This is a genomic window from Streptomyces bullii, from assembly GCF_042657145.1.
Taxonomy (GTDB): domain Bacteria; phylum Actinomycetota; class Actinomycetes; order Streptomycetales; family Streptomycetaceae; genus Streptomyces; species Streptomyces bullii.
Window position 1 is genome coordinate 323500 of sequence record NZ_JBHSNY010000001.1, and the last position, 20349, is coordinate 343848.

Here is a 20349-nt window from a genome sequence, read left to right on the forward strand (position 1 = left end):
GACCGAACCGGTCGGCCGGACGTCTTTCGGGGAGCCCCGAGTGGAGCGCACTGCCCAACTGACCACACGTCCCACGCACTCCTCCGTCGCATACGATCCGGCCGCCGCGCCCCCGGCGCTGTCGTCGCTGCGCCTGAGGGCTGCGCGGGTGCTGGAGGACAACTGGACGGGGACGTCCACGGTTCCCTCGCGCGGGCTGTACCCGCACCAGTGGTCCTGGGACTCGGCGTTCATCGCGATCGGCCTCAGGCACGTCTCGCCGTTACGGGCGCAGACGGAACTGGAGACCCTGCTGGGCGCCCAGTGGTCCGACGGCCGGATCCCGCACATCGTCTTCAACCCCTCCGTCCCCCTCGACGCGTACTTCCCGAGCCCCGACTTCTGGCGCTCCTCGACCGCGGGCCGTGCCGCGGGCGCCCCGCGCACCGTACAGACGTCCGGCATCGTGCAGCCACCGGTGCACGCGCTGGCCGCGTGGCTGGTGCACGAGGCCGATCCGGGGCTGTCGCGGGCGCGCGGCTTCCTCGCCCGGGTGCATCCACGGCTCGCGGCCTGGCACCGGTATCTGCTGCACCGGCGTGACCTGGGCGGCGGCGGGCTGGTCTCCGTCGTGCACCCCTGGGAACAGGGCATGGACAACAGCCCCTGCTGGGACCGGCCGCTGTCCCGCGTCGCTCCGGCCCCGGCCCGCTCCTTCCGCCGCGCCGACCTCGACCACGGCGCCCCCGAGGACCGGCCGACGGACCTGGACTACGGGCGGTACGTACGCCTGGCGGCGGACTACCGGGACCGGGGCTACCTGGACCAGGGCTACGCGGACCGGGGCTACGGGGAGCAGGGCTACGGGGACCGGGGCTGCGCGGACCGCAGCTACCGGGACGCCGCGGCGGGCGGCGAACCCGGGGGCGGGGGAAGGGACTTCGCCGTGGAGGACCCGGCGTTCAACGCCCTGCTCATCGCCTCCGAGCACGCCCTGGCCCGGATCGCCCAGGAGCTGGGCGCCGCCGGTTCGGCCCGGCACGCCCGCGCGCGGCGGCTGACGGCGGCGCTGGTGGAGCGGCTGTGGGACCCGGCGGCGGGGATGTTCCTGTGCCGGGACGTGCGCGGCGGGGAACTCGTCCCCGAGCGCGGCGTCTCCGGGCTCGTCCCGCTGCTCCTGCCCGGCCTGCCCGGTGACATCGCCGCCGCCGTGGTCCGTACGGCGTGCGGACCGCACTTCGGGCTGGGCGGGGTGACCCGTCTCGTCCCGAGCTACGACCTGCTCGGCGAGGCCTTCGACCCGCACCGCTACTGGCGCGGCCCGGCCTGGTTCAACACGAACTGGCTGCTGGAGCGCGGCCTGAGACAGCACGGCGAACACGGCCGGGCCGCCGCCCTGCGCAAGGCGGCGCTGCGGATCGCGGACACCTCCGACTTCGCGGAGTACGTCGACCCGTACACCGGCGAGGCCTGCGGCGCGACCGGCTTCGGCTGGACCGCCGCGCTCACGCTCGACCTGCTGAACGACCGGCCCGGATGGGACAGCGACGGCGCCAAGGCGACCAAGGGAGGGGACCGGGGATGACGGACCGGCACCATCTGCTCGTGCACGGCGGGACGTTCGCCGCCGTGGGGGACCGCGGGGACATCAGCGGAGTGCGGGGCGTCAGCGCCCCCGACGGGTTGTTCGTACGCGACGGCCGGCATCTGAGCCGGTGGCAGCTCACGGTCGACGGGGCCGTGCCCGAGGTGCTGTCGCCGGTGGCCGACGGGGACACCGCGCGCTGCGTGCTCGTCCCGCGCGGCGGCCGCAACGAGCCGCCCGCGTGCACGCTCTTCCGCGAACAGGCCGTCGGCGACGGCTCGTTCGTCGAATCGCTGCGGGTGACCAGCAACCGCCCGGTCCCCACCACCGTCCGCCTCGCGATCACCGCCGACGCCGACTTCACCGACCAGTTCGAACTGCGCTCGGACCACCGCACGTACATGAAGGTCGGCGCGGTCCGCTCCCGCCAGGTCCTCGGCCACGGCGTGGAGTTCACCTATCAGCGCGGTGAGTGGCGCTCCCGTACGACCGTGACCACCGACCCCTCCCCGGACTCCGTCGAGGAGACCGGCACCGGGGCCCGCCGTATGGTGTGGACGCTGGAACTCGCACCGCACGGCACGGCCGAGCTGCTCCTGCGGGTCATCGCCCGCCCGCACGGCGAGAAGCGGGCCCTGCGCGTACCGCGCGACCCGGCCGCGCTCACGGAGCGACTGCTCGACCGCGAGGGCGAGTTCGTCCAGGGCGTGGCCTTCCCGACAGGCTGGCCCGAGCTGGCCGCGGCCTGCGCGCGGGGCCTGGCGGACCTGGCCGCGCTCCAGGTCCCGGCGACCGGCCCGGACGGCGAGGAACTGCGTGTTCCGGCCGCCGGAGCCCCCTGGTTCCTCACCCTGCTGGGCAGGGACGCCCTGCTGACATCACTGTTCGCCCTGCCCTACCGCCCACGGCTGGCAGCCGCCACGCTGCCCGCGCTCGCCACGACCCAGGCGACGGAGACGGGGGTGGACGCCGTCGCCCAGCCCGGCAAGATCGTGCACGAGGTGCGACAGGGCGAGCTGGCTCACTTCGGGCAGGTGCCGTACGGCCGCTACTACGGCTCGGTCGACGCCACCCCGCTGTTCCTGGTGCTGCTGGGCGCCTACGTCGAACAGACCGGGGACACCGGACCGGCCCGCCGGCTGGAGGCCAACGCCCGGGCGGCGGTCGCCTGGATGCTGGACCACGGCGGGCTCACCTCGCGCGGCTACCTCGTCTACCGTGCCGACCAGGGCGGTCTCGCCAACCAGAACTGGAAGGACTCCCCCGGCGCCATCTGCTCCTTCGACGGCAGCCGCCCGCACGGTCCGGTGATGGCGGCGGGCGCCCAGGGCTACGCGTACGACGCGCTGCGCCGCACGGCGTGGATCGCCCGCACCGTCTGGCAGGACGAGACGTACGCCGCCCTGCTGGAACAGGCGGCCGGCGACCTGCGCGACCGCTTCCAGCGGGACTTCTGGATGCCCGAGCGCTCCTTCCCGGCGCTCGCGCTGGACGGCAACGGCAAGCGGGTCGACGCACTGGCCTCGGACGCCGGGCACCTGCTGTGGTCCGGCCTGCTGGACAAGGAGTACGGCGAACTGGTCGGCCGGCGGCTGCTGGAGCCGGACTTCTTCTCCGGCTGGGGCGTCCGGACGCTCGCCGCCGGGCAGCCGGCGTACCACCCCCTCTCCTACCACCGCGGTTCGGTGTGGCCGCACGACAACGCCCTGATCGCGCTGGGCCTGGCGCGCTACGGGCTGCACGACGAGGCCCGCACGGTCGCGCACGGCCTGGTCGACGCGGCCACCGCGACCGGCCACCGCCTCCCCGAGGTCCTCGCGGGCTACGGCCGCGACACCCACCCCGAGCCGGTGCCCTACCCGCACGCGTGCGTACGCGAATCCCGTTCGGCGGCGGCACCGTTGGCCCTCCTCACGGCGGTGGGCGGCGCGTAGCGCGGTGATTGGCGGTGCGCGGCGCGGCGGTCGGCGGCGCGTGGCACGGCGGTCGGTGGCGCGCGGTGTGGTGGTCGGCGGCGCATGGCGCGGCGGTGGGCGGCGCGTGGCACGGCGGTCGGCGGGCCGTGGCGCGGCGGTCTGGGCGCTCACCGCGACGGTCAGCGGCGCATGGCGCGGCGGTCGGCGACGCGTAGCACGGTGGTCCGGGTGCTCAGCGCGACGGTCGGCGACGCGTGGCGCGACGGTCGGCGGCGCTCAGCACAGTGGTCGGCGGTGCTCAGCCCGGCCGTCGGCGTGGCGTTTGCCGGGTGTTTGCCGAGCGCTTGCCCGGCGAGCTGAACACACCTCACGGACAGCCCGTACGGAAGGACGGCGGACCCGGGTTCCCCCACGCCGGGTCCGCCACCTCACCGGGTTCCGTACGGAAGGACCTTCGGGTGCCTGTCTTCACGCGCCTCCGCCAGCTGCCCGGCACGACCGGCGACGACAGCCCCAGGCCAGTGGCCGACGACCCGGCGCAGGCCCCCTCGACACAAGCCGACCCGGCACAGACCGACCCGACACAGGCCACACGCTCGTCCCTCAAGGCCCGCATCGCCCACTGGCGCACCTGGCGCTCGCGCCACCCCACCGCCGCCCGGGCCCTGTCCTGGACCGTCACCGCCCTGGCCGCCGTCCTCGTCCTCGGCGCGCTGCTGCTGCCGAACCACCTCTTCGCCCTGCGGCCGAACAGGTTCACCCGCATCCCAGCTGAGGCGATCATCGGAGCGGTCGTGCTCCTCGCCCTGCCGCGCCGCCCACGCCTGGCGGCGGCGGCACTGTACGGCACCGGCCTGGCCGCACTGACCCTCCTCAACCTCCTCGACATGGGGTTCACCGAGTACCTGGGCCGGGGCTTCAACGCCGCGCTGGACTGGGACCTGCTGCCGGACGCCCAGTCGTACGTCGCCGACCTGACGAGCCCTGCCGTCGCCACCGCCACCGCGGTCGGTGCCGCGGTCCTGGTGCTGCTCCTCGTGTCGGTCATGGTCTGGGCGACGGTCCGCCTCGGCGACCTGCTGGTGCGGCACCGTTCGCGGGCGACCCGGGGCGCGCTGGTCGCCGGAACGGTCTGGATCACCTGCACCGCCCTGAACCTCCAGTTCCTCGGCATGCCGATCGCCTCCGACCGTGCCGCCGGGGCCCTGAAGACCCACGCGCGGCGCACGCTGGACTCCCTGCGGGACGAGGCGACTTTCGCGAAGGAGGCCAGGACGGACACCTTCGGCGCGACCCCCGCGGAGCAGTTGCTGCCCGATCTGCGCGGCAAGGACGTGATCTTCACGTTCATCGAGAGCTACGGCCGCAGCGCCGTCGAGGACCCGGTGATGGCGCCCGGTGTCGGCAGGACCCTCGACACGAGCACGAAGGAGCTGGCCGAGGCGGGCTTCCGCGCCAAGAGCGGCTGGCTTACCTCGGCGACGTACGGCGGCAGCAGCTGGCTGGGCCACTCCACGACCATGTCCGGCCTGTGGATCGACAACCAGCGCCGCTACCGCACCGTCACCGCCGGGGACCATCTCACCCTCACCAAGGCGTTCCAGAAGACCGGCGCGTGGGACACGATCGGCATCATGCCGGGCGTGCAGAAGGGCTGGCCGGAAGCCGAGTGGTACGGCCTCGACAAGGTCTACGACGCCTTCGACCTCGGCTACAAGGGTCCGAAGTTCAGCTGGTCGACCATGCCGGACCAGTACGCCCTGGAGGCCTTCCAGCGCCGGGTGCACGGCAGGAAGCACGACAAGCCGCTGATGTCGCTCGTCATCCTGACCTCCAGCCACCAGCCCTGGGCGCCCCTCCCGAAGACGGTCGGCTGGGACGAACTGGGCGACGGCTCGGTCTTCCGCTCGATCCAGCAGGCCGGCAAGAAGCCGGCGGACATCATCACGGACACCACGAAGTCCCGCCAGGAGTACGGCAGGTCCATCGAGTACTCCCTCACCAGCCTCACCCAATGGCTGAAGCGGTACGGCACGGACGACACGGTCCTGGTCTTCCTCGGCGACCACCAGCCGATCGCCCGCGTCAGCGGCAACAACGCCAGCCGCGACGTACCCGTGTCGATCGTCGCCAAGGACCCCAAAATCCTCGACAAGATCACCCACTGGAACTGGTCGGAGGGCCTGAAGCCAACCAGGACGGCCCCGGTCTGGAAGATGAACGCCTTCCGAGACCGCTTCCTGACAGCCTTCGGCTCGACTCCGTCGCGGGGGACGGGGCGATGAGAGACGGCTGGGGCGGGGGTGGAGCCTCGGGGCGCCGGGGCGAAGCCCCCGCGAGGGTGCAGGGCACGCAGTCCCCGCCTGGGTCTGGGGCGGAGCCCCGGGCCGAGAGCACCCCTCAACCCACCGCATCGGGCGGGTGGGCAAGACCCCCTGTCAGCCGCCCGAGGTGTCCAGTTCCGCTTCCTCACCGACGCCCGCGCAGTCGTACGGGTCCTTCAGCCAGCCGTCCGGCAGTACCACCCGGTTGTTGCCGGACGTACGCCCCCGGGGCCCGTCGGCACCCGCCGGCCACGGCTGGTCGAGGTCCAGCTCGTCCAGCCCGGCCCGCAGCTCCTCCAGCGACGACGTGATCGCGAGCTTCTTGCGCATCTCTGACCCGACCGCGAACCCCTTCAGGTACCAGGCCACGTGCTTGCGGAAGTCGACGACCCCCCGCGACTCGTCCCCGATCCACTCCCCGAGCAGCGTGGCGTGCCGGACCATGACATCGGCCACCTCACGAAGCGCCGGCCGCGCCATCTCCCCCGGACGCCCCTCGAACGCCGCCACGAGGTCCGCGAACAGCCACGGCCGCCCCAGGCACCCACGCCCGACGACCACACCGTCGCACCCGGTCTCCCGCACCATCCGCAGCGCGTCCTGCGCCGACCAGATGTCCCCGTTGCCGAGCACGGGAATCTCCGGCACATGCTCCTTCAGCCGCGCGATGGCGTCCCAGTCGGCCGTACCGCCGTAGTGCTGCGCGGCCGTACGCCCGTGCAGCGCGATCGCGGTGACGCCCTCCTCGACGGCGATCCGACCCGCGTCCAGGTACGTGAGGTGATCGTCGTCGATGCCCTTGCGCATCTTCATCGTCACCGGCAGCCCCCCGGCCCCGCTCACGGCCTCCCGCAGGATCGCCCGCAGCAGGTTCCGCTTGTACGGCAGGGCCGACCCACCGCCCTTCCGCGTCACCTTCGGCACCGGGCAGCCGAAGTTCAGGTCGATGTGATCGGCCAGGTCCTCCTCCGCGATCATGCGGACGGCCTTGCCGACGGTCACCGGGTCGACGCCGTACAGCTGGATCGAGCGCGGTCGCTCACTCGCGTCGAACTTGATGAGCTGCATGGTTTTGTCGTTGCGCTCGACCAGCGCCCGCGTGGTGATCATCTCGCTGACGAACAGGCCCTTGCCGCCGCTGAATTCCCGGCACAGCGTGCGAAAGGGCGCGTTGGTGATCCCGGCCATGGGCGCGAGCACGACGGGCGGCTGCACCGAGTGCGGGCCGATCCGCAAGGTCGAGTTCATCGTGGACGTGATCGTGGGCGTGGTCGTGAGCGTGGACATCCCCCCATTGTCACGCACACCGACGGGTTCCCGACCCCAAGATCGTGCAAAAGTCATTAGTTAGACGCACTATCGAATCGGGCGTACGATGACGCCCATGCCCCAGCTCAGCCCTCGCCGTCGCATGCTGGTGCTCGCGATCTGCTGCATGAGCCTGCTGATCGTGAGCCTGGACAACACGGTCCTGAACGTGGCCCTGCCGTCGATGCAGCGGGAACTGCGCGCGAGCACGTCGGGACTGCAGTGGACGATCGACGCGTACACGCTGGTCCTGGCCTCGCTGCTGATGCTGGCCGGCTCCACGGCCGACCGGATCGGACGCAAGCGGGTCTTCATGGCGGGCCTGGTCGTCTTCACCGTCGGCTCGCTGCTGTGCTCCCTCGCACCCGACCTCGACCTGCTGGTGGTCTTCCGTATGGTGCAGGCGGTGGGCGGCTCGATGCTCAACCCGGTCGCCATGTCGATCATCACCAACACCTTCACCGACCCGCGTGAGCGCGCCCGTGCGATCGGCGTGTGGGGCGCGGTCGTCGGCATCTCGATGGCGGCCGGGCCGCTGGTCGGCGGCCTGCTGGTGGAGTCCGTCGGCTGGCGCGCGATCTTCTGGGTCAACCTGCCGGTGGGCCTGGCCGCCCTGCTGCTCACCCTCCGCTTCGTCCCCGAGTCCCGGGCGGACCGCGCCCGCCGCCCCGACCCGGTCGGCCAGCTCCTGGTCATCGCCCTGTTCGGCTCCCTGACGTACGCGATCATCGAGGCGCCGCACGCCGCGTTCACCGCTGTCGCCCCTTTCGCGGCGCTGGCGTTCGCCGCCCTGGCGGGCCTGCTCTGGTACGAGCCGCGCCGCACCGAACCGCTGATCGACCTGCGGTTCTTCCGCTCGGCGCCGTTCAGCGGGGCCACCGGCATCGCGATCAGCGCCTTCGCGTCGCTGGGCGGCTTCCTCTTCCTGTCGACGCTGTACCTGCAGAACGTGCGCGGTCTGGACGCCCTGCACGCGGGCCTGTGGATGCTGCCGATGGCCGTCCCGACGTTCTTGTGCGCCCCGCTGTCCGGCCGCCTGGTCGGCAATCGCGGCCCGCGCCTGTCCCTGCTGGTCGCGGGCTGCGCGATGACGGCGAGCGGCGCGCTCTTCGCCGCCTTCCAGGCCGAGACCTCGAACGTCACCCTGTTCCTCGGTTACGTCCTGTTCGGTGTCGGCTTCGGCTTCGTCAACGCCCCCATCACCAACACCGCGGTCTCCGGCATGCCCCGCGCCCAGGCGGGCGTGGCCGCCGCCGTCGCCTCCACCAGCCGGCAGCTGGGCCAGACCCTCGGTGTGGCGGTGGTCGGGGCGGTGCTGGCCTCCGGCGTGGGCTCCTCGCCGTACCGGGACGCCTTCGCGTCGGCCGCCCGCCCCGGCTGGTGGATCCTCACCGCCTGCGGTCTGGCCGTCCTGGTCCTGGGCGCGGTGACCAGCGGCCGCTGGGCCCGGCGCACCGCCGAGCGCACGGCGCAACGGCTGGAGGCGGCCGACGTGCGTCGAGCAGCGGGCATCAGCGCGTAGGCCCGTCCGAGCACGGTGCCCGGCGCCCGGCACCCCGCACCCGCCCCCCACCTGCACCCCGCACCCGGCACCCCGCCAACCCTCACCGCTCACCCCGGCACCCACCGAACACCCCAGTGAGCACGATGCGTCGAGCCCGCTCACCGGCGGTAACCCGCGCTCGTGCACGCCCCGTTGATGTTGCTCTTGCTGCACACTCCTTGTCGTCCGTCGTACGTCGTCCGCGGAAGCCGGAGGGGTCGTGCCGCAGAGCAGGCAGGTCGACACGAGCAAGGTCAGTCGCTGGGACCAGCACGGCCGGGAGCACGTGGTCCGGGTGCGGCGCACGGGTGTGCAGCGCACCATTCGCTGTGACACGTGCGGCTGGCGCCGGAGCGCGCAGTTCCTGCCCTGGCTGAAGGCGGAGGAGCACCTCGCCGAGGCCCATCAGGCGACGGTGGACCCGACCGCGGCGTGACGGCACCACGACCGGTCGACAGAGCGATGACTTTCCGCCACGGCGGCAGTCGTACGTACCACGACGACCGCCGCACTCCGGGAAGGCCGACGATGAGCGAGCTGCGTGACATCCTCCGACGGCACGTCGACGCCGGTACGGTGCCAGGAGCCGTGGGCCTGGTGGCCCGGGGCGACGAGGTGGAGGTGGTGGCCGTCGGCTCGACGGACGCCGGCGGCACCACCCCGATGGCCCGGGACTCGATCTTCCGCATCGCCTCGATCACCAAGCCGATCACGGCGGCGGCGCTGCTGATGCTGGTGGAGGACGGCCGACTCGCCCTGGACGCGCCGATCGACCCCTGGCTGCCGGAGCTGGCGAAGCCGCTGGTGGTCCGTACGCCGTCGAGCCCGGTCGACGACGTCGTCCCGGCCCTCCGCCCGATCACGGTCGAGGACCTGCTCAGCTCCCGGCCGGGCTGGGGCTTCCCCTCCGACTTCTCGCTCCCCGCCGTCCAGGCCCTCTTCGAGGTACAGAAGGACGGCCGCGCGCCGCGGGCCTTTCCCGACCCGGACACCTGGCTGGCGCAGCTCGCCCGGGTGCCTCTGCTCCACCAGCCGGGCGAGGCCTGGCTGTACCACACCTCCTCGGACCTCCAGGGCGTCCTGATCGCCCGGGCCTCGGGCCGTACGCTCCCGGAATTCCTGGCGGAGCGGGTCTTCGGGCCGCTGGGCATGACGGACACGGCGTTCGAGGTCCCGGAGGCGAAACGCGACCGGTTCACGACCTACTACCGCGTCGACGAGCCCGGCGCCCTGGAGCCGGCCGACGGGCCCAACGGCCAGTGGAGCTCTCTGCCGGCGTTCCCGTCGGGCGGCGGCGGGCTGGTCTCCACGGCCGACGACTGGCTGGCCTTCGCCCGCATGCTGCTGAGCGGCGGCGAGGCGAACGGCCACCGCCTGCTCTCCCCCGGCTCGGTGAGCCGCATGACCACCGACCACCTGACCGCGCGACAGCGGCAGGACGCCCGCCTGTTCCTGGAGGGCCAGGGCTGGGGCTACGGCGGCCAGGTCGACATCACCCACGCCGCCCCCTGGAACGCCCCCGGCCGCTACGGCTGGACCGGCGGCACGGGCACCACGGCCCACCTGGTCCCGACCACCGGGACGGTCACGATCCTGCTGACCCAGGTGGGCCTCCAGTCCCCGCGACCGCCCCGGATCATGCGCGACTTCTGGCACTGCGCGGCGGGCCCTAGGCGCGCAGCCCCCGCATCAGCAGGTCCACGACCGCTGTGAAGTCGGTCTCGATGTCGGGCTCGGTCCACTCCCGGGCGTAGCTCGGGTCGTGGAAGCGGCCCGTGGCGTGGAAGAGGGCGCGGGCCGTGGTCTCCGCGTCGGCGGCGGGTGCGAAGGCGCCGGCCGCGACGCCCGCCGCGACGATCCGCGTCAACTGGCCGGTCAGATCGGCGATGTGCGCGCCGACCGCCTCGCCGTTCTCACCGACCAGGACCATGTACGTGGCGAGCAGCTCGGGGTCCTCGCACGCCTTGCGGCGCTTCGCGGCGAACAGGGCCGCCAGCCAGTCGCGCAGCCGGGCCTCCGGGTCCGGGTCACGGTCCCCGGCGACGAGGCCGGCCAGTTCCTCGGACGTCCGGTCCAGCCACCGCTTGGTGACCGCCTCGCGCAGCGCCGCCTTCGTACGGAAGTGCCGGTAGACGCTGCCGTGGCTGACGCCGAGCGCGCGGGCCACGTCCACCACGGTGGCCTTCGCCGGCCCGTGGCGGCGCAGCACCTCCTCGGTCGCCTCGAGGATGCGCTCGGCGGTCAGGGTCTCGGTGGTCGGTGCCATGCCCTAGACGGTACCTGGCACGGAGATCAGCGTTCGCTGTCCAGGTGTGCCATCTGCGCGGCCGGGTAGCGCTCGCCCGCCACCGCGTCCACCGGAACGGCCGCCTCGATCGCCGCGAGGTCGGCCGCGTCCAGCGTCACCTCCAGCGCGCCCAGCGACTCCGCCAGCCGGTCCCGCCGCCGGGCGCCGACCAGCGGCACGATGTCCTCGCCGCGGGAGAGCACCCAGGCGATGGCGATCTGCGCGACGGTCACGCCCTTCTGCTCGGCGATCTTGCGGAGCGCCTCGACGAGGTCGAGGTTGCGCTGGAGGTTCTCGCCCTGGAAGCGGGGCGAGTGCGCCCGGAAGTCGTTCGCGGCGAGCTGCCGGTCACGGGAGAAGTGGCCGGAGATCAGCCCCCGGGAGAGCACACCGTAGGCGGTGACGGAAATGCCCAGCTCACGGGCGGTCGGCAGGATGCGGTCCTCGATGCCGCGCGTGATCAGGCCGTACTCGATCTGCAGGTCGGTGATGGGGGCGGTGGCGGCGGCCCGGCGGATCGTGTCCGCGCCGACCTCGCTGAGGCCGATGTGGCGCACGTGGCCCTGCTCGACCAGTTCCTGGATGGCGCCGATCGTCTCCTCGACGGGGACGTCCGGGTCGAGCCGGGAGGGCCGGTAGATGTCGATGTGGTCCACGCCGAGGCGCTGGAGGGTGTAGGCGGCGAAGTTCTTCACGGCCGCGGGACGGGCGTCGTAGCCCAGCCAGGAGCCGTCGGGGCCGCGCAGCGCCCCGAACTTCACGCTGATCAGGGCCTGTTCGCGCCGGTGGGCGGGCGCGGAACGCAGGGCCTCGCCGATCAGCAGTTCGTTGTGGCCCATGCCGTAGAAGTCGCCGGTGTCCAGGAGGGTCACGCCCGCCTCCAGGGCGGCGTGCACGGTGGCGATCGACTCGGCGCGGTCCGCGTCGCCGTAGAGCGCGGACATGCCCATGCAGCCGAGGCCGAGGGCGGAGACGCGGGGGCCGGTGGTTCCGAGAGAGCGGGTCTGCATCGTCATGGCTTCACGATGACATGACAGCTGACAGATTTCAATATCTGTCATTCAATACCTGTCAGTCGTCATGTGTCGGCCGCCACGTGTCAGCCCTCGTACGCCAGCCTCGCCCCCAGCGCCACGAACGACCCGGCGAAGACCCGCCGCAGCCACGTCACCACGCGCGGACGCGAGGTGACGTGACGGCGCACGGAGGCCGCGAGAACGCCGTACGCGGCGAAGACCAGGAACGTCACCGCCATGAAGACCCCGCTCAGCGCCAGCATCCGCGGCACCGAGTGCGGCTCGTCGGGGCCGACGAACTGCGGCAGGAACGCGAAGAAGAAGATCGTCAGCTTCGGGTTGAGGAGGTTGATCAGGATGCCGCGCACGATGACACGCCCCGCCGAGCGCGGGGCGGCGTCCTGGTCGACGGCGATCGCCTCCCGGTCCCTGAGCGTGGCCCAGGCCATGTACAGGAGGTAGGCGACACCCGCGTAGGTGAGGACGCGGAAGGCGGTGGCACTGGTGTGCAGCAGCGCGGCGACGCCGGTGACGGTGGCCAGCACGTGCGGGACGATGCCGAGGGTGCAGCCGGCCGCCGCGACGACACTCGCCCGGCGGCCCCGGGAGAGCCCGGCGGCCAGGGTGTAGACGACCCCGGTGCCGGGGGTGGCGACGACCACGAGGGTGGTCAGCAGGAACGCGATACTCATGACGCCACCCTGGTAAAGCAGTGGCCCCCGGCACAGGTCCACCAAGGAACCCGTATCGGGGGCCACTGCGCGGGCCGCGAGGTCCTAGCAGCCGAGCAGACGCCCGGCCAGGTAGCCCTCGATCTGATCGAGAGACACCCGCTCCTGCTTCATGGAGTCACGCTCGCGCACCGTCACGGCGTTGTCGTCCAGCGTGTCGAAGTCGACGGTCACGCAGTACGGCGTACCGATCTCGTCCTGGCGGCGGTAGCGGCGGCCGATGGCGCCCGCGTCGTCGAACTCGATGTTCCAGTGCTGGCGCAGCGCCTGGGCGAGGCCCTTGGCCTTCGGGGACAGCTCCGGGTTCCGGGACAGCGGCAGCACGGCGACCTTCACCGGGGCGAGGCGGTGGTCGAGCCGCAGCACGGTCCGCTTCTCCATCTTGCCCTTGGCGTTGGGCGCCTCGTCCTCGACGTAGGCGTCGAGCAGGAAGGCGAGCATCGCCCGGCCGACACCGGCCGCGGGCTCGATGACGTACGGCGTCCAGCGCTCGCCGGCCTCCTGGTCGAAGTAGGAGAGGTCCTGGCCGGAGGCCTTGGAGTGGGCGCCGAGGTCGTAGTCGGTGCGGTTGGCGACACCCTCCAGCTCGCCCCACTCGTTGCCGCCGAAGTTGAAGCGGTACTCGATGTCGGCGGTGCGCTTGGAGTAGTGGGAGAGCTTCTCCTTCGGGTGCTCGTACCAGCGCATGTTCTCCTCACGGAGACCCAGGCCGGTGTACCAGTTCCAGCGCTGCTCCATCCAGTACTCGTGCCACTTCTCGTCCTCGCCCGGCTTGACGAAGAACTCCATCTCCATCTGCTCGAACTCGCGGGTGCGGAAGATGAAGTTGCCCGGCGTGATCTCGTTGCGGAACGACTTGCCCATCTGGGCGATGCCGAACGGCGGCTTGCGCCGCGAGGTGGTCTGCACCTGGGAGAAGTTGGTGAAGATGCCCTGCGCGGTCTCGGGCCGCAGGTAGGCGATGGAGCCGGAGTCCTGCGTCGGGCCGAGGTGGGTGGAGAGGAGCCCCGAGAACTGCTTGGGCTCGGTGAACTGGCCCTTGTTGCCGCAGTTGGGGCAGTTGACGTCCGCGAGGCCGTTCTCCGGCAGGCGGCCGTGCTTGGCCTCGTAGGCCTCCTCCAGGTGGTCCGCGCGGAACCGCTTGTGGCAGGAGGTGCACTCGGTGAGCGGGTCCGTGAAGGTGGCGACGTGGCCGGAGGCGACCCAGACCTCGGGGGCCAGGATCACGGACGAGTCGATACCGACCACGTCCTCGCGCGACGTCACCATGTAGCGCCACCACTGGCGCTTGAGGTTCTCCTTGAGCTCGACACCCAGCGGCCCGTAGTCCCAGGCGGCGCGCTGACCGCCGTAGATCTCACTACAGGGGAATACGAAGCCACGGCGCTTGCTCAGGCTGACGATGGTGTCGATCTTGTCGGCGGCCACGGTGCTCTCTTCATTACGACGACGGGCGACGAAGCGAGATGCTTCCAGCGAATGATTCAGATTACCGGCGGGGACGGCCCCTCGACCAAATCGAGGCCCCCTTCGGGCCGCCCGGGGCCCGCCTCGTACGGGCTGCTCACGTGATTTGTTGACAATGGTTTCCATCTTTGCTGAAAATGAGTGTCATGAACGTACGACGACACCACATATCCGGGATCGCGGTCGCGGCGGCCACCGCTCTCGCGCTCGGCACCCTCTCCGCCTGCTCCGGCGACAGCAAGGCGGCCGGAAGCGCGGGCAACGCCGGCAACGCCGGCAACTCGGACAAGTTCGACGTCGTCGCGTCGTTCTACCCGATGGCCTTCCTCGCCGAGCAGATCGGCGGCGACCACGTGCAGGTCAGCAGCCTGACCGAGCCCGGCCAGGAGCCGCACGACCTGGAGCTGAGCACCCAGCAGCGTGCGCAGATCGAGGAGTCCGACGCGGCGCTCTTCCTCAAGGGCCTGCAGCCCTCCGTCGACGAGGCCGTCACCCAGTCCGGGGTCGAGACGAAGATCGACGCGGCGACGCTCACGAAGCTGGAGGACCTCGGCATCGAGGACGGCCACGGCCACGGCGGCGAGGAGGGCGAGTCCGAGGAGCACGCCCTCGACCCGCACGTCTGGCTCGACCCGGCGAAGTACGCCGAGATCGCCCAGGGCGTCGGCAAGGCCTTCGAGAAGGCGGACCCCGACCACGCCGCCGACTACAAGAAGAACACCGAGACGTTGGTCGGCAAGCTGAACGACCTCGACGCCCGGTTCGAGGAGGGCCTGAAGAGCACCAGGAGCAAGGTCTTCTTCACCAACCACGCCGCCTTCGGCTACCTCGCCCACCGCTACGGCCTGACCCAGGAGGCCATCTCCGGCCTGGACCCGGAGAGCGAGCCCAGCGCGGCCCGCGTCAAGGAACTCCAGCAGGAGGCCAAGGCGGACGGCGTGACCACCGTGTTCTGCGAGACACTGGTCTCCGACAAGACCGCGAAGACCCTCGCCAAGGACGCGGGCCTGAAGACGGACGTCCTCGACCCGGTCGAGGGCATCACGGACAAGTCCCGCGGCGACGACTACTTCCAGGTCATGGAAGCCAACCTCAAGGCCCTGCAGACGGCCCTGGGAGCCAAGTGATCGACCCATCGGAGGGCGGCATGACCGAGCCCGTCATATCCCTGCGCGGCGTCCGCGCGGAGCTGGGCTCGCGCCCCGTCCTGCGCGGCATCGACCTCACCGTGCGCCGCGGTGAGGTCGTCGCGCTGCTCGGCGCGAACGGTTCCGGCAAGTCGACGGCCGTGCGCGGCATCATCGGCCAGGTGCCGGTCAACGACGGCGAGATCGAGCTGTTCGGCACCCCCCGCCGCCGGTTCCGCGACTGGTGGCGCGTGGGCTACGTGCCGCAGCGCACCACGGCCGCGGGCGGCGTGCCCGCCACGGTGAGCGAGGTGGTCTCCTCGGGCCGCCTCTCCCGCACCCGCTTCGGCGTCCTGCGCAAGGCCGACCGCGAGGCCGTGCGCCGGTCCCTGGAGCTGGTCGGCATGGCGGACCGGGCGAAGGACTCCGTCGACGCCCTGTCCGGCGGCCAGCACCAACGCGTCCTGATCGCCCGGGCCCTGGCCCCGGAGCCCGAGCTGCTGATCATGGACGAGCCGATGGCGGGCGTCGACCTGGCCAGCCAGGAGGTCCTCGCGCGAACCCTGGAGGAGCAGGTCGCCCAGGGCGCGACCGTCCTGCTGGTGCTGCACGAACTCGGCCCCCTGGAGCCCCTGATCGACCGGGCGGTCGTCCTGCGCGACGGCTGCGTGGTGCACGACGGGCCGCCGCCCGAGGCGGTCGGCCAGCACGCGCTGCCCGGCCACGACCACGTACACCCGCACGCACCGGCGGGCACCGAACCGATCCGCACGGGACTGCTGAGCTGATGGACTTCCTCGACTACGCCTTCATGCAGCGGGCGCTCATCGCCGCCGTCCTGGTCGGCGTCACGGCCCCCGCCGTCGGCATCTACCTCGTGCAGCGCCGCCAGGCCCTGATGGGCGACGGCATCGGCCATGTGGCCATGACGGGCGTCGGCCTCGGCTTCCTGCTGACCTGGTCGCCGGTGTGGATGGCGACACTGGTCTCCGTGCTCGGCGCGGTGCTGATGGAGCTGATCCGCTGGTACGGCAAGACCCGCGGCGACATCGCCCTCGCGATGCTCTTCTACGGCGGTATGGCCGGCGGCGTGATGTTCATCAACCTCGCGCCGACCGGCTCCAACGCGAACCTGACGTCCTACCTCTTCGGGTCCCTGTCGACGGTCTCGCAGTCGGACGTGACGGCGATCTGCGTACTGGCCGCGTTCGTGGTGCTGGTCACGCTCGGACTGCGCCGCCAGCTGTTCGCGGTCAGCCAGGACGAGGAGTTCGCGCGGGTGACCGGCCTGCCGGTGCGCGCCCTGAACCTGCTGACGGCGATCACCGCCGCGGTGACGGTGACGGTCGCGATGCGTGTGGTCGGGCTGCTGCTGGTGAGCGCGCTGATGGTCGTCCCCGTGGCGGCGGCCCAGCAGCTCAGCCGCAGCTTCGCGGCGACGTTCGTGATCGCCGTGGCGATCGGTGTGAGCGTGACCATCGGCGGCACCGTCACCTCGTACTACCAGGACGTCCCGCCGGGCGCGACGATCGTGCTGCTGACCATCGGGGCGTTCATCGTGCTGACGGCGCTGGCAGCGCCGCTGGCCCGCCGTCGTGCCCGTGCCGCGGCCGCCGCGCACCCCGGCGGGGACCCCGCGGAGTGCGCGATTCCGGCCACCCGGAAGACCGCCGAGGACGTCGGCGTCTGACCGGGCCCGGCCCGGGCTGGCACAATGGCCCGGGCACAGGCAGTCAAAGGAGGCAACCGGTGACGACCGCTGGACCGTCCGTGAAGGGCCGCGCCACCCGGCAGCGTGCCGCCGTGGCGGCGGCCCTCGAAGAGGTCGACGAGTTCCGCAGCGCGCAGGAACTGCACGACATGCTCAAGCACAAGGGCGACTCGGTCGGGCTCACCACGGTCTACCGCACCCTCCAGTCCCTCGCCGACGCCGGCGAGGTCGACGTGCTGCGCACCGCCGACGGCGAGTCCGTCTACCGCCGCTGCTCCACCGGCGAGCACCACCACCACCTCGTCTGCCGCGGCTGCGGCAAGGCGGTCGAGGTCGAGGGCCCGGCCGTGGAGAAGTGGGCGGAGGCCATCGCCGCCGAGCACGGCTACGTCAACGTGGCCCACACGGTGGAGATCTTCGGCACCTGCGCGGAGTGCGCGGCAGCCTCCGACGGTTGAGCCGGGCGCCGTTCCGCCGTGGGGCAACGCCGGTCGGCGGGTGCGGGTCCGGTGTGGCTGGTCGCCGTAGCTGCGGGCGGTCGTGCCGCTGGGGCGGCGCGGGTGGGCACAACGGCACCCCGCCGGCGGCGCGGTGCGCGGCCCACCCCCCAGCTGCACGCCGGGTCCGCCGTCAGCCGCCCTCGGAGGGACGCCCCTCCATGGCCAGCAGCTCCTCGTTGGGAATGGCCCCGCCGAAGCGCCGGTCGCGTGAGGCGAACTCCACGCAGGCCCGCCACAGGTCACGCCGGTCGAAGTCCGGCCACAGCACGTCCTGGAAGACCATCTCGGCGTAGGCGCTCTGCCACAGCAGGTAGTTCGACGTGCGCTGCTCGCCGCTCGGCCGCAGGAACAGGTCCACGTCCGGCATGTCCGGGTAGTACAGGTACTTCGCGAAGGTCTTCTCGGTGACCTTCGACGGGTCGAGCTTGCCGGACCTCACGTCCTCCGCCAGCGCCTTGGCCGCGTCCGCGATCTCGGCTCGGCCGCCGTAGTTCATGCAGAAGTACAGCGTGAGCCGGTCGTTGCCCTTGGTCTGCTCCTGGGCGATCTGGAGCTCCTTGGCCACCGACCGCCACAGTTTCGGCATCCGCCCGACCCAGCGCACCCGCACACCGAGCTCGTCGAGCTGGTCGCGGGTCTTGCGGATGAAGTCCCGGTTGAAGTTCATCAGGAAGCGCACCTCGTCCGGCGACCGCTTCCAGTTCTCCGTCGAGAAGGCGTACAGGGAGATCGCCCCCACGCCCATCTCGATCGCGCCCTGGAGCACGTCCAGCACGCGCTCCGCGCCGACCTTGTGCCCCTCGGTGCGCGGCAGTCCCCGCTCCTTGGCCCACCGCCCGTTGCCGTCCATGACGATCGCCACATGGTTGGGGACCAGCTCACCGGGGAGCTTCGGCGGCCGCGCGCCGGACGGGTGCGGCTCCGGCGTCCTGTACTCCCGGCGCTGGCGCCCCAGGATCCCGCGTACGGCCATGTGTGTCTCGTCTCCTCGGGTGGATCTTCTCGTGGATCTACTTCTCTACGTAACGCAGCGAGCGCAGCCCGCGCTCCAGATGCCAGTGCAGGTACGCGGACACCAGCCCGCTCCCCTCCCGGACGTACCGCGGCTCGCACGCGTCTGCGGTCTCCCAGTCTCCCGTAAGCAGCGCGCCGAGGAGCTCCAGGGCCTGCGGCGAGGGTACGACGCTGCCGGGCACCCGGCAGTCGGCGCAGACGCTGCCGCCCGACGCCACCGAGAAGAACCGGTTCGGCCCGGGCATGCCGCACTTGGCGCAGTCGCCGAAGCTGGGCGCGTACCCGTTGACGGCCAGCGACCGCAGCAGGAAGGCGTCCAGCACGAGGTGCGGCGCGTGCTCACCCCGGGCGAGCGTCCGCAGCGCCCCCACGAGCAGCAGGTACTGCTGCACCGCCGGCTCCCCCTCGTGATCGGTGAACCGCTCGGCCGTCTCAAGCATGGCGGTCCCGGCGGTGTACCGCGCGTAGTCGGTCACGATGCCGCCCCCGTACGGGGCGATGGTCTCGCTCTGCGTGCACAGCGGCAGCCCGCGCCCGACCAGCTCACTGCCCTTCGCGAAGAACTGCACGTCGACGTGGGAGAACGGTTCGAGGCGGGCCCCGAACTTCGACTTCGTCCGCCGCACACCGCGCGCCACGGCGCGTACCCGCCCGTGACCGCGCGTGAGCAGCGTGATGATCCGATCCGCCTCACCCAGCTTCTGGGTGCGCAGCACGATGCCGTCGTCGCGGAACAGACTCATGGAGCCATTCTCACCCACCCGGAGCGCGCGAAGGGCCGTGCCCGGTCAAGGGACCTCACCGCGGCTGCGGGCGTTGGCGTACGCCGTCGCCGCGCGCAGCCGCTCGGCCGGGGTCGCGTGCCGCACGGCACGCGGGTCGGCGTCCCACTCCCTGCCTCCGCCGTACGGTCTCAGCTGGACGTAGGGCCCCTCGTGCCCCATGACGATGCCGACGCGCCCCGTAGAGGTGTCCACGACGTACGCCCCGACCGGCGGCTTCATCGGAGCACCGCCGCGTGCCGCCGGGCGGTCTGCATCGAACACCGGCCCAATTCGATGAGCGGACAGGGCGTCTCACGCGCAAGACTCACCGGGGCGATCCCCAGTGACGGCAGGGTAATTCCTGCCCTGGCGAGTTCCGTCCGCAATTCTTTCACCGCATCCTCCGCTTCTTCGACGCAGGGCGCCGAGGGCCGTACGTTCACCGTGCTCCCCTCCTGTTTCGGTCTTTACTCTTCGCGTCTCCACGGCGGGGCTCCGCCCTTACACTCGGGAAGGTTCTGTGCCCCTACAAGTGCTGGGCTGCGCAAGGGGGTTCATCAATGGCCAATGGTTCGCGCCAGGCATCCTGGGAGTTCTTCGGCACGCAGCTGAAGCGGCACAGGAAGGAGGCGGGGCCGACGAAGGTAAAGTCGGGGGCACGGGTGTGTGTCTCCGGCGGCTATACCGACCAATTCGAACATGCCATTCGTAAGCCGTACTCGGATGTGCCCCAGCGGATTGGAGAGGGCACTCCAGACCGACGCTGTTTTTCGTGCGGTTGTGCAGGAAACTCATCGACGACGAGCGGTATGCGGATTACTTCGCGAGGGCGGCGGATCTGGAAGCGCCGGCGACGAAGATCTGCGGGTTCGCTCCTGTGTTGTACCCGGGCTGCTGCAGACAGCGGCATACGTCCGCGCGGTAACCCTGGCGATGAACCCGTACGCAGCGGACGAGTACATCGAGGAAAAGGTGTCGGTGCTGGTGGTCGGGGCCGCTGCCGGGGCCGAGTTCATACGTACGGTCGGGGCCGACGGGGGGTAAACCCCCGGAAGAACAGGGACGTTGCCCGGATGG

General features: G+C 71.6%; 18 protein-coding genes and 1 pseudogene. 11 read left to right on the forward strand and 8 right to left on the reverse strand.

Annotated features, from left to right (window positions below):
* Positions 1-40 precede the first annotated feature (40 nt).
* From ACFPZJ_RS01530 to ACFPZJ_RS01540, 3 genes are all read left to right on the forward strand, one after another.
* Positions 41-1564, forward strand: a complete 1524-nt coding sequence (locus ACFPZJ_RS01530; RefSeq protein WP_381016036.1) for an MGH1-like glycoside hydrolase domain-containing protein — start codon at positions 41-43, stop codon at positions 1562-1564.
* Positions 1561-3498, forward strand: coding sequence for an amylo-alpha-1,6-glucosidase (locus tag ACFPZJ_RS01535; protein WP_381016039.1), 1938 nt, complete (start codon positions 1561-1563; stop codon positions 3496-3498). The genes ACFPZJ_RS01530 and ACFPZJ_RS01535 overlap by 4 nt, the downstream gene beginning before the upstream one ends.
* 440 nt (positions 3499-3938) lie before the next feature.
* On the forward strand, positions 3939-5765 hold the full coding sequence (locus ACFPZJ_RS01540) for an alkaline phosphatase family protein (protein ID WP_381016042.1): 1827 nt from the start codon (positions 3939-3941) through the stop codon (positions 5763-5765).
* Between the two features lie 153 nt (positions 5766-5918).
* Here ACFPZJ_RS01540 and dusB read toward each other — a convergent pair whose 3' ends face one another.
* Positions 5919-7091, reverse strand: a complete 1173-nt coding sequence (dusB, locus tag ACFPZJ_RS01545) for a tRNA dihydrouridine synthase DusB (RefSeq protein WP_381016045.1) — start codon at positions 7089-7091, stop codon at positions 5919-5921.
* A 97-nt stretch (positions 7092-7188) separates the two neighbouring features.
* Here dusB and ACFPZJ_RS01550 point away from each other — a divergent pair, with 97 nt between their 5' ends.
* From ACFPZJ_RS01550 to ACFPZJ_RS01560, 3 genes are all read left to right on the forward strand, one after another.
* Entirely contained in the window at positions 7189-8634 is a 1446-nt protein-coding gene (locus ACFPZJ_RS01550) for an MFS transporter (protein ID WP_381016048.1), read from the forward strand.
* A gap of 241 nt (positions 8635-8875) precedes the next feature.
* Positions 8876-9091 carry a hypothetical protein gene (locus ACFPZJ_RS01555; protein WP_381016051.1) on the forward strand — a complete coding sequence of 72 codons (216 nt, stop codon included), beginning with the start codon at positions 8876-8878 and terminating at the stop codon, positions 9089-9091.
* Positions 9092-9183: 92 nt separating this feature from the next.
* Positions 9184-10368: a serine hydrolase domain-containing protein gene (locus ACFPZJ_RS01560; protein WP_381016054.1), complete on the forward strand. Its 1185-nt coding sequence runs from the start codon at positions 9184-9186 to the stop codon at positions 10366-10368.
* On the opposite strand, the gene ACFPZJ_RS01565 is transcribed toward ACFPZJ_RS01560, so the two are convergent.
* The 4 genes from ACFPZJ_RS01565 to ACFPZJ_RS01580 all read right to left on the reverse strand — a co-directional run bounded on the left by ACFPZJ_RS01565 (position 10325) and on the right by ACFPZJ_RS01580 (position 14117).
* Complete coding sequence (locus ACFPZJ_RS01565; protein WP_381016057.1) at positions 10325-10921, reverse strand: TetR/AcrR family transcriptional regulator; 597 nt, start codon at positions 10919-10921, stop codon at positions 10325-10327. The genes ACFPZJ_RS01560 and ACFPZJ_RS01565 overlap by 44 nt on opposite strands.
* Before the next feature lie 26 nt (positions 10922-10947).
* Complete coding sequence (locus tag ACFPZJ_RS01570; RefSeq protein ID WP_381016060.1) at positions 10948-11958, reverse strand: aldo/keto reductase; 1011 nt, start codon at positions 11956-11958, stop codon at positions 10948-10950.
* 83 nt (positions 11959-12041) lie between these two features.
* Entirely contained in the window at positions 12042-12650 is a 609-nt protein-coding gene (locus ACFPZJ_RS01575) for a LysE family translocator (RefSeq protein ID WP_381016063.1), read from the reverse strand.
* A gap of 84 nt (positions 12651-12734) precedes the next feature.
* Complete coding sequence (locus ACFPZJ_RS01580) at positions 12735-14117, reverse strand: glycine--tRNA ligase (RefSeq protein WP_381016066.1); 1383 nt, start codon at positions 14115-14117, stop codon at positions 12735-12737.
* Positions 14118-14302: 185 nt separating this feature from the next.
* Here ACFPZJ_RS01580 and ACFPZJ_RS01585 point away from each other — a divergent pair, with 185 nt between their 5' ends.
* The 4 genes from ACFPZJ_RS01585 to ACFPZJ_RS01600 are packed head-to-tail and all read left to right on the forward strand — an operon-like array spanning position 14303 to position 17452.
* Positions 14303-15283 carry a metal ABC transporter substrate-binding protein gene (locus ACFPZJ_RS01585; protein ID WP_381016069.1) on the forward strand — a complete coding sequence of 327 codons (981 nt, stop codon included), beginning with the start codon at positions 14303-14305 and terminating at the stop codon, positions 15281-15283.
* Positions 15284-15303: 20 nt separating this feature from the next.
* Positions 15304-16071: a metal ABC transporter ATP-binding protein gene (locus tag ACFPZJ_RS01590; protein ID WP_381016072.1), complete on the forward strand. Its 768-nt coding sequence runs from the start codon at positions 15304-15306 to the stop codon at positions 16069-16071.
* On the forward strand, positions 16071-16973 hold the full coding sequence (locus tag ACFPZJ_RS01595) for a metal ABC transporter permease (protein WP_381016075.1): 903 nt from the start codon (positions 16071-16073) through the stop codon (positions 16971-16973). Before ACFPZJ_RS01590 ends, ACFPZJ_RS01595 begins: the two co-directional genes overlap by 1 nt.
* 59 nt (positions 16974-17032) lie before the next feature.
* On the forward strand, positions 17033-17452 hold the full coding sequence (locus ACFPZJ_RS01600; protein WP_381016078.1) for a Fur family transcriptional regulator: 420 nt from the start codon (positions 17033-17035) through the stop codon (positions 17450-17452).
* A 172-nt stretch (positions 17453-17624) separates the two neighbouring features.
* Here the strand turns inward: ACFPZJ_RS01600 and ACFPZJ_RS01605 are convergent, their stop codons facing one another.
* Genes ACFPZJ_RS01605 through ACFPZJ_RS01615 form a run of 3 tightly spaced genes read right to left on the reverse strand, consistent with a single transcriptional unit; the run spans position 17625 to position 19512 of the window.
* Positions 17625-18467, reverse strand: coding sequence for an isoprenyl transferase (locus tag ACFPZJ_RS01605; protein WP_381016081.1), 843 nt, complete (start codon positions 18465-18467; stop codon positions 17625-17627).
* 37 nt (positions 18468-18504) lie between these two features.
* Positions 18505-19251, reverse strand: a complete 747-nt coding sequence (gene recO / locus ACFPZJ_RS01610) for a DNA repair protein RecO (protein WP_381016083.1) — start codon at positions 19249-19251, stop codon at positions 18505-18507.
* A 45-nt stretch (positions 19252-19296) separates the two neighbouring features.
* Positions 19297-19512 (reverse strand): hypothetical protein, encoded by a 216-nt coding sequence (locus ACFPZJ_RS01615; protein WP_381017265.1) that lies wholly within the window; start codon positions 19510-19512, stop codon positions 19297-19299.
* A gap of 320 nt (positions 19513-19832) precedes the next feature.
* Between ACFPZJ_RS01615 and ACFPZJ_RS01620 the strand changes: the two are divergent.
* Positions 19833-20250, forward strand: a pseudogene (locus tag ACFPZJ_RS01620) (Scr1 family TA system antitoxin-like transcriptional regulator); the annotation flags it as partial.
* Positions 20251-20349: the final 99 nt, after the last annotated feature.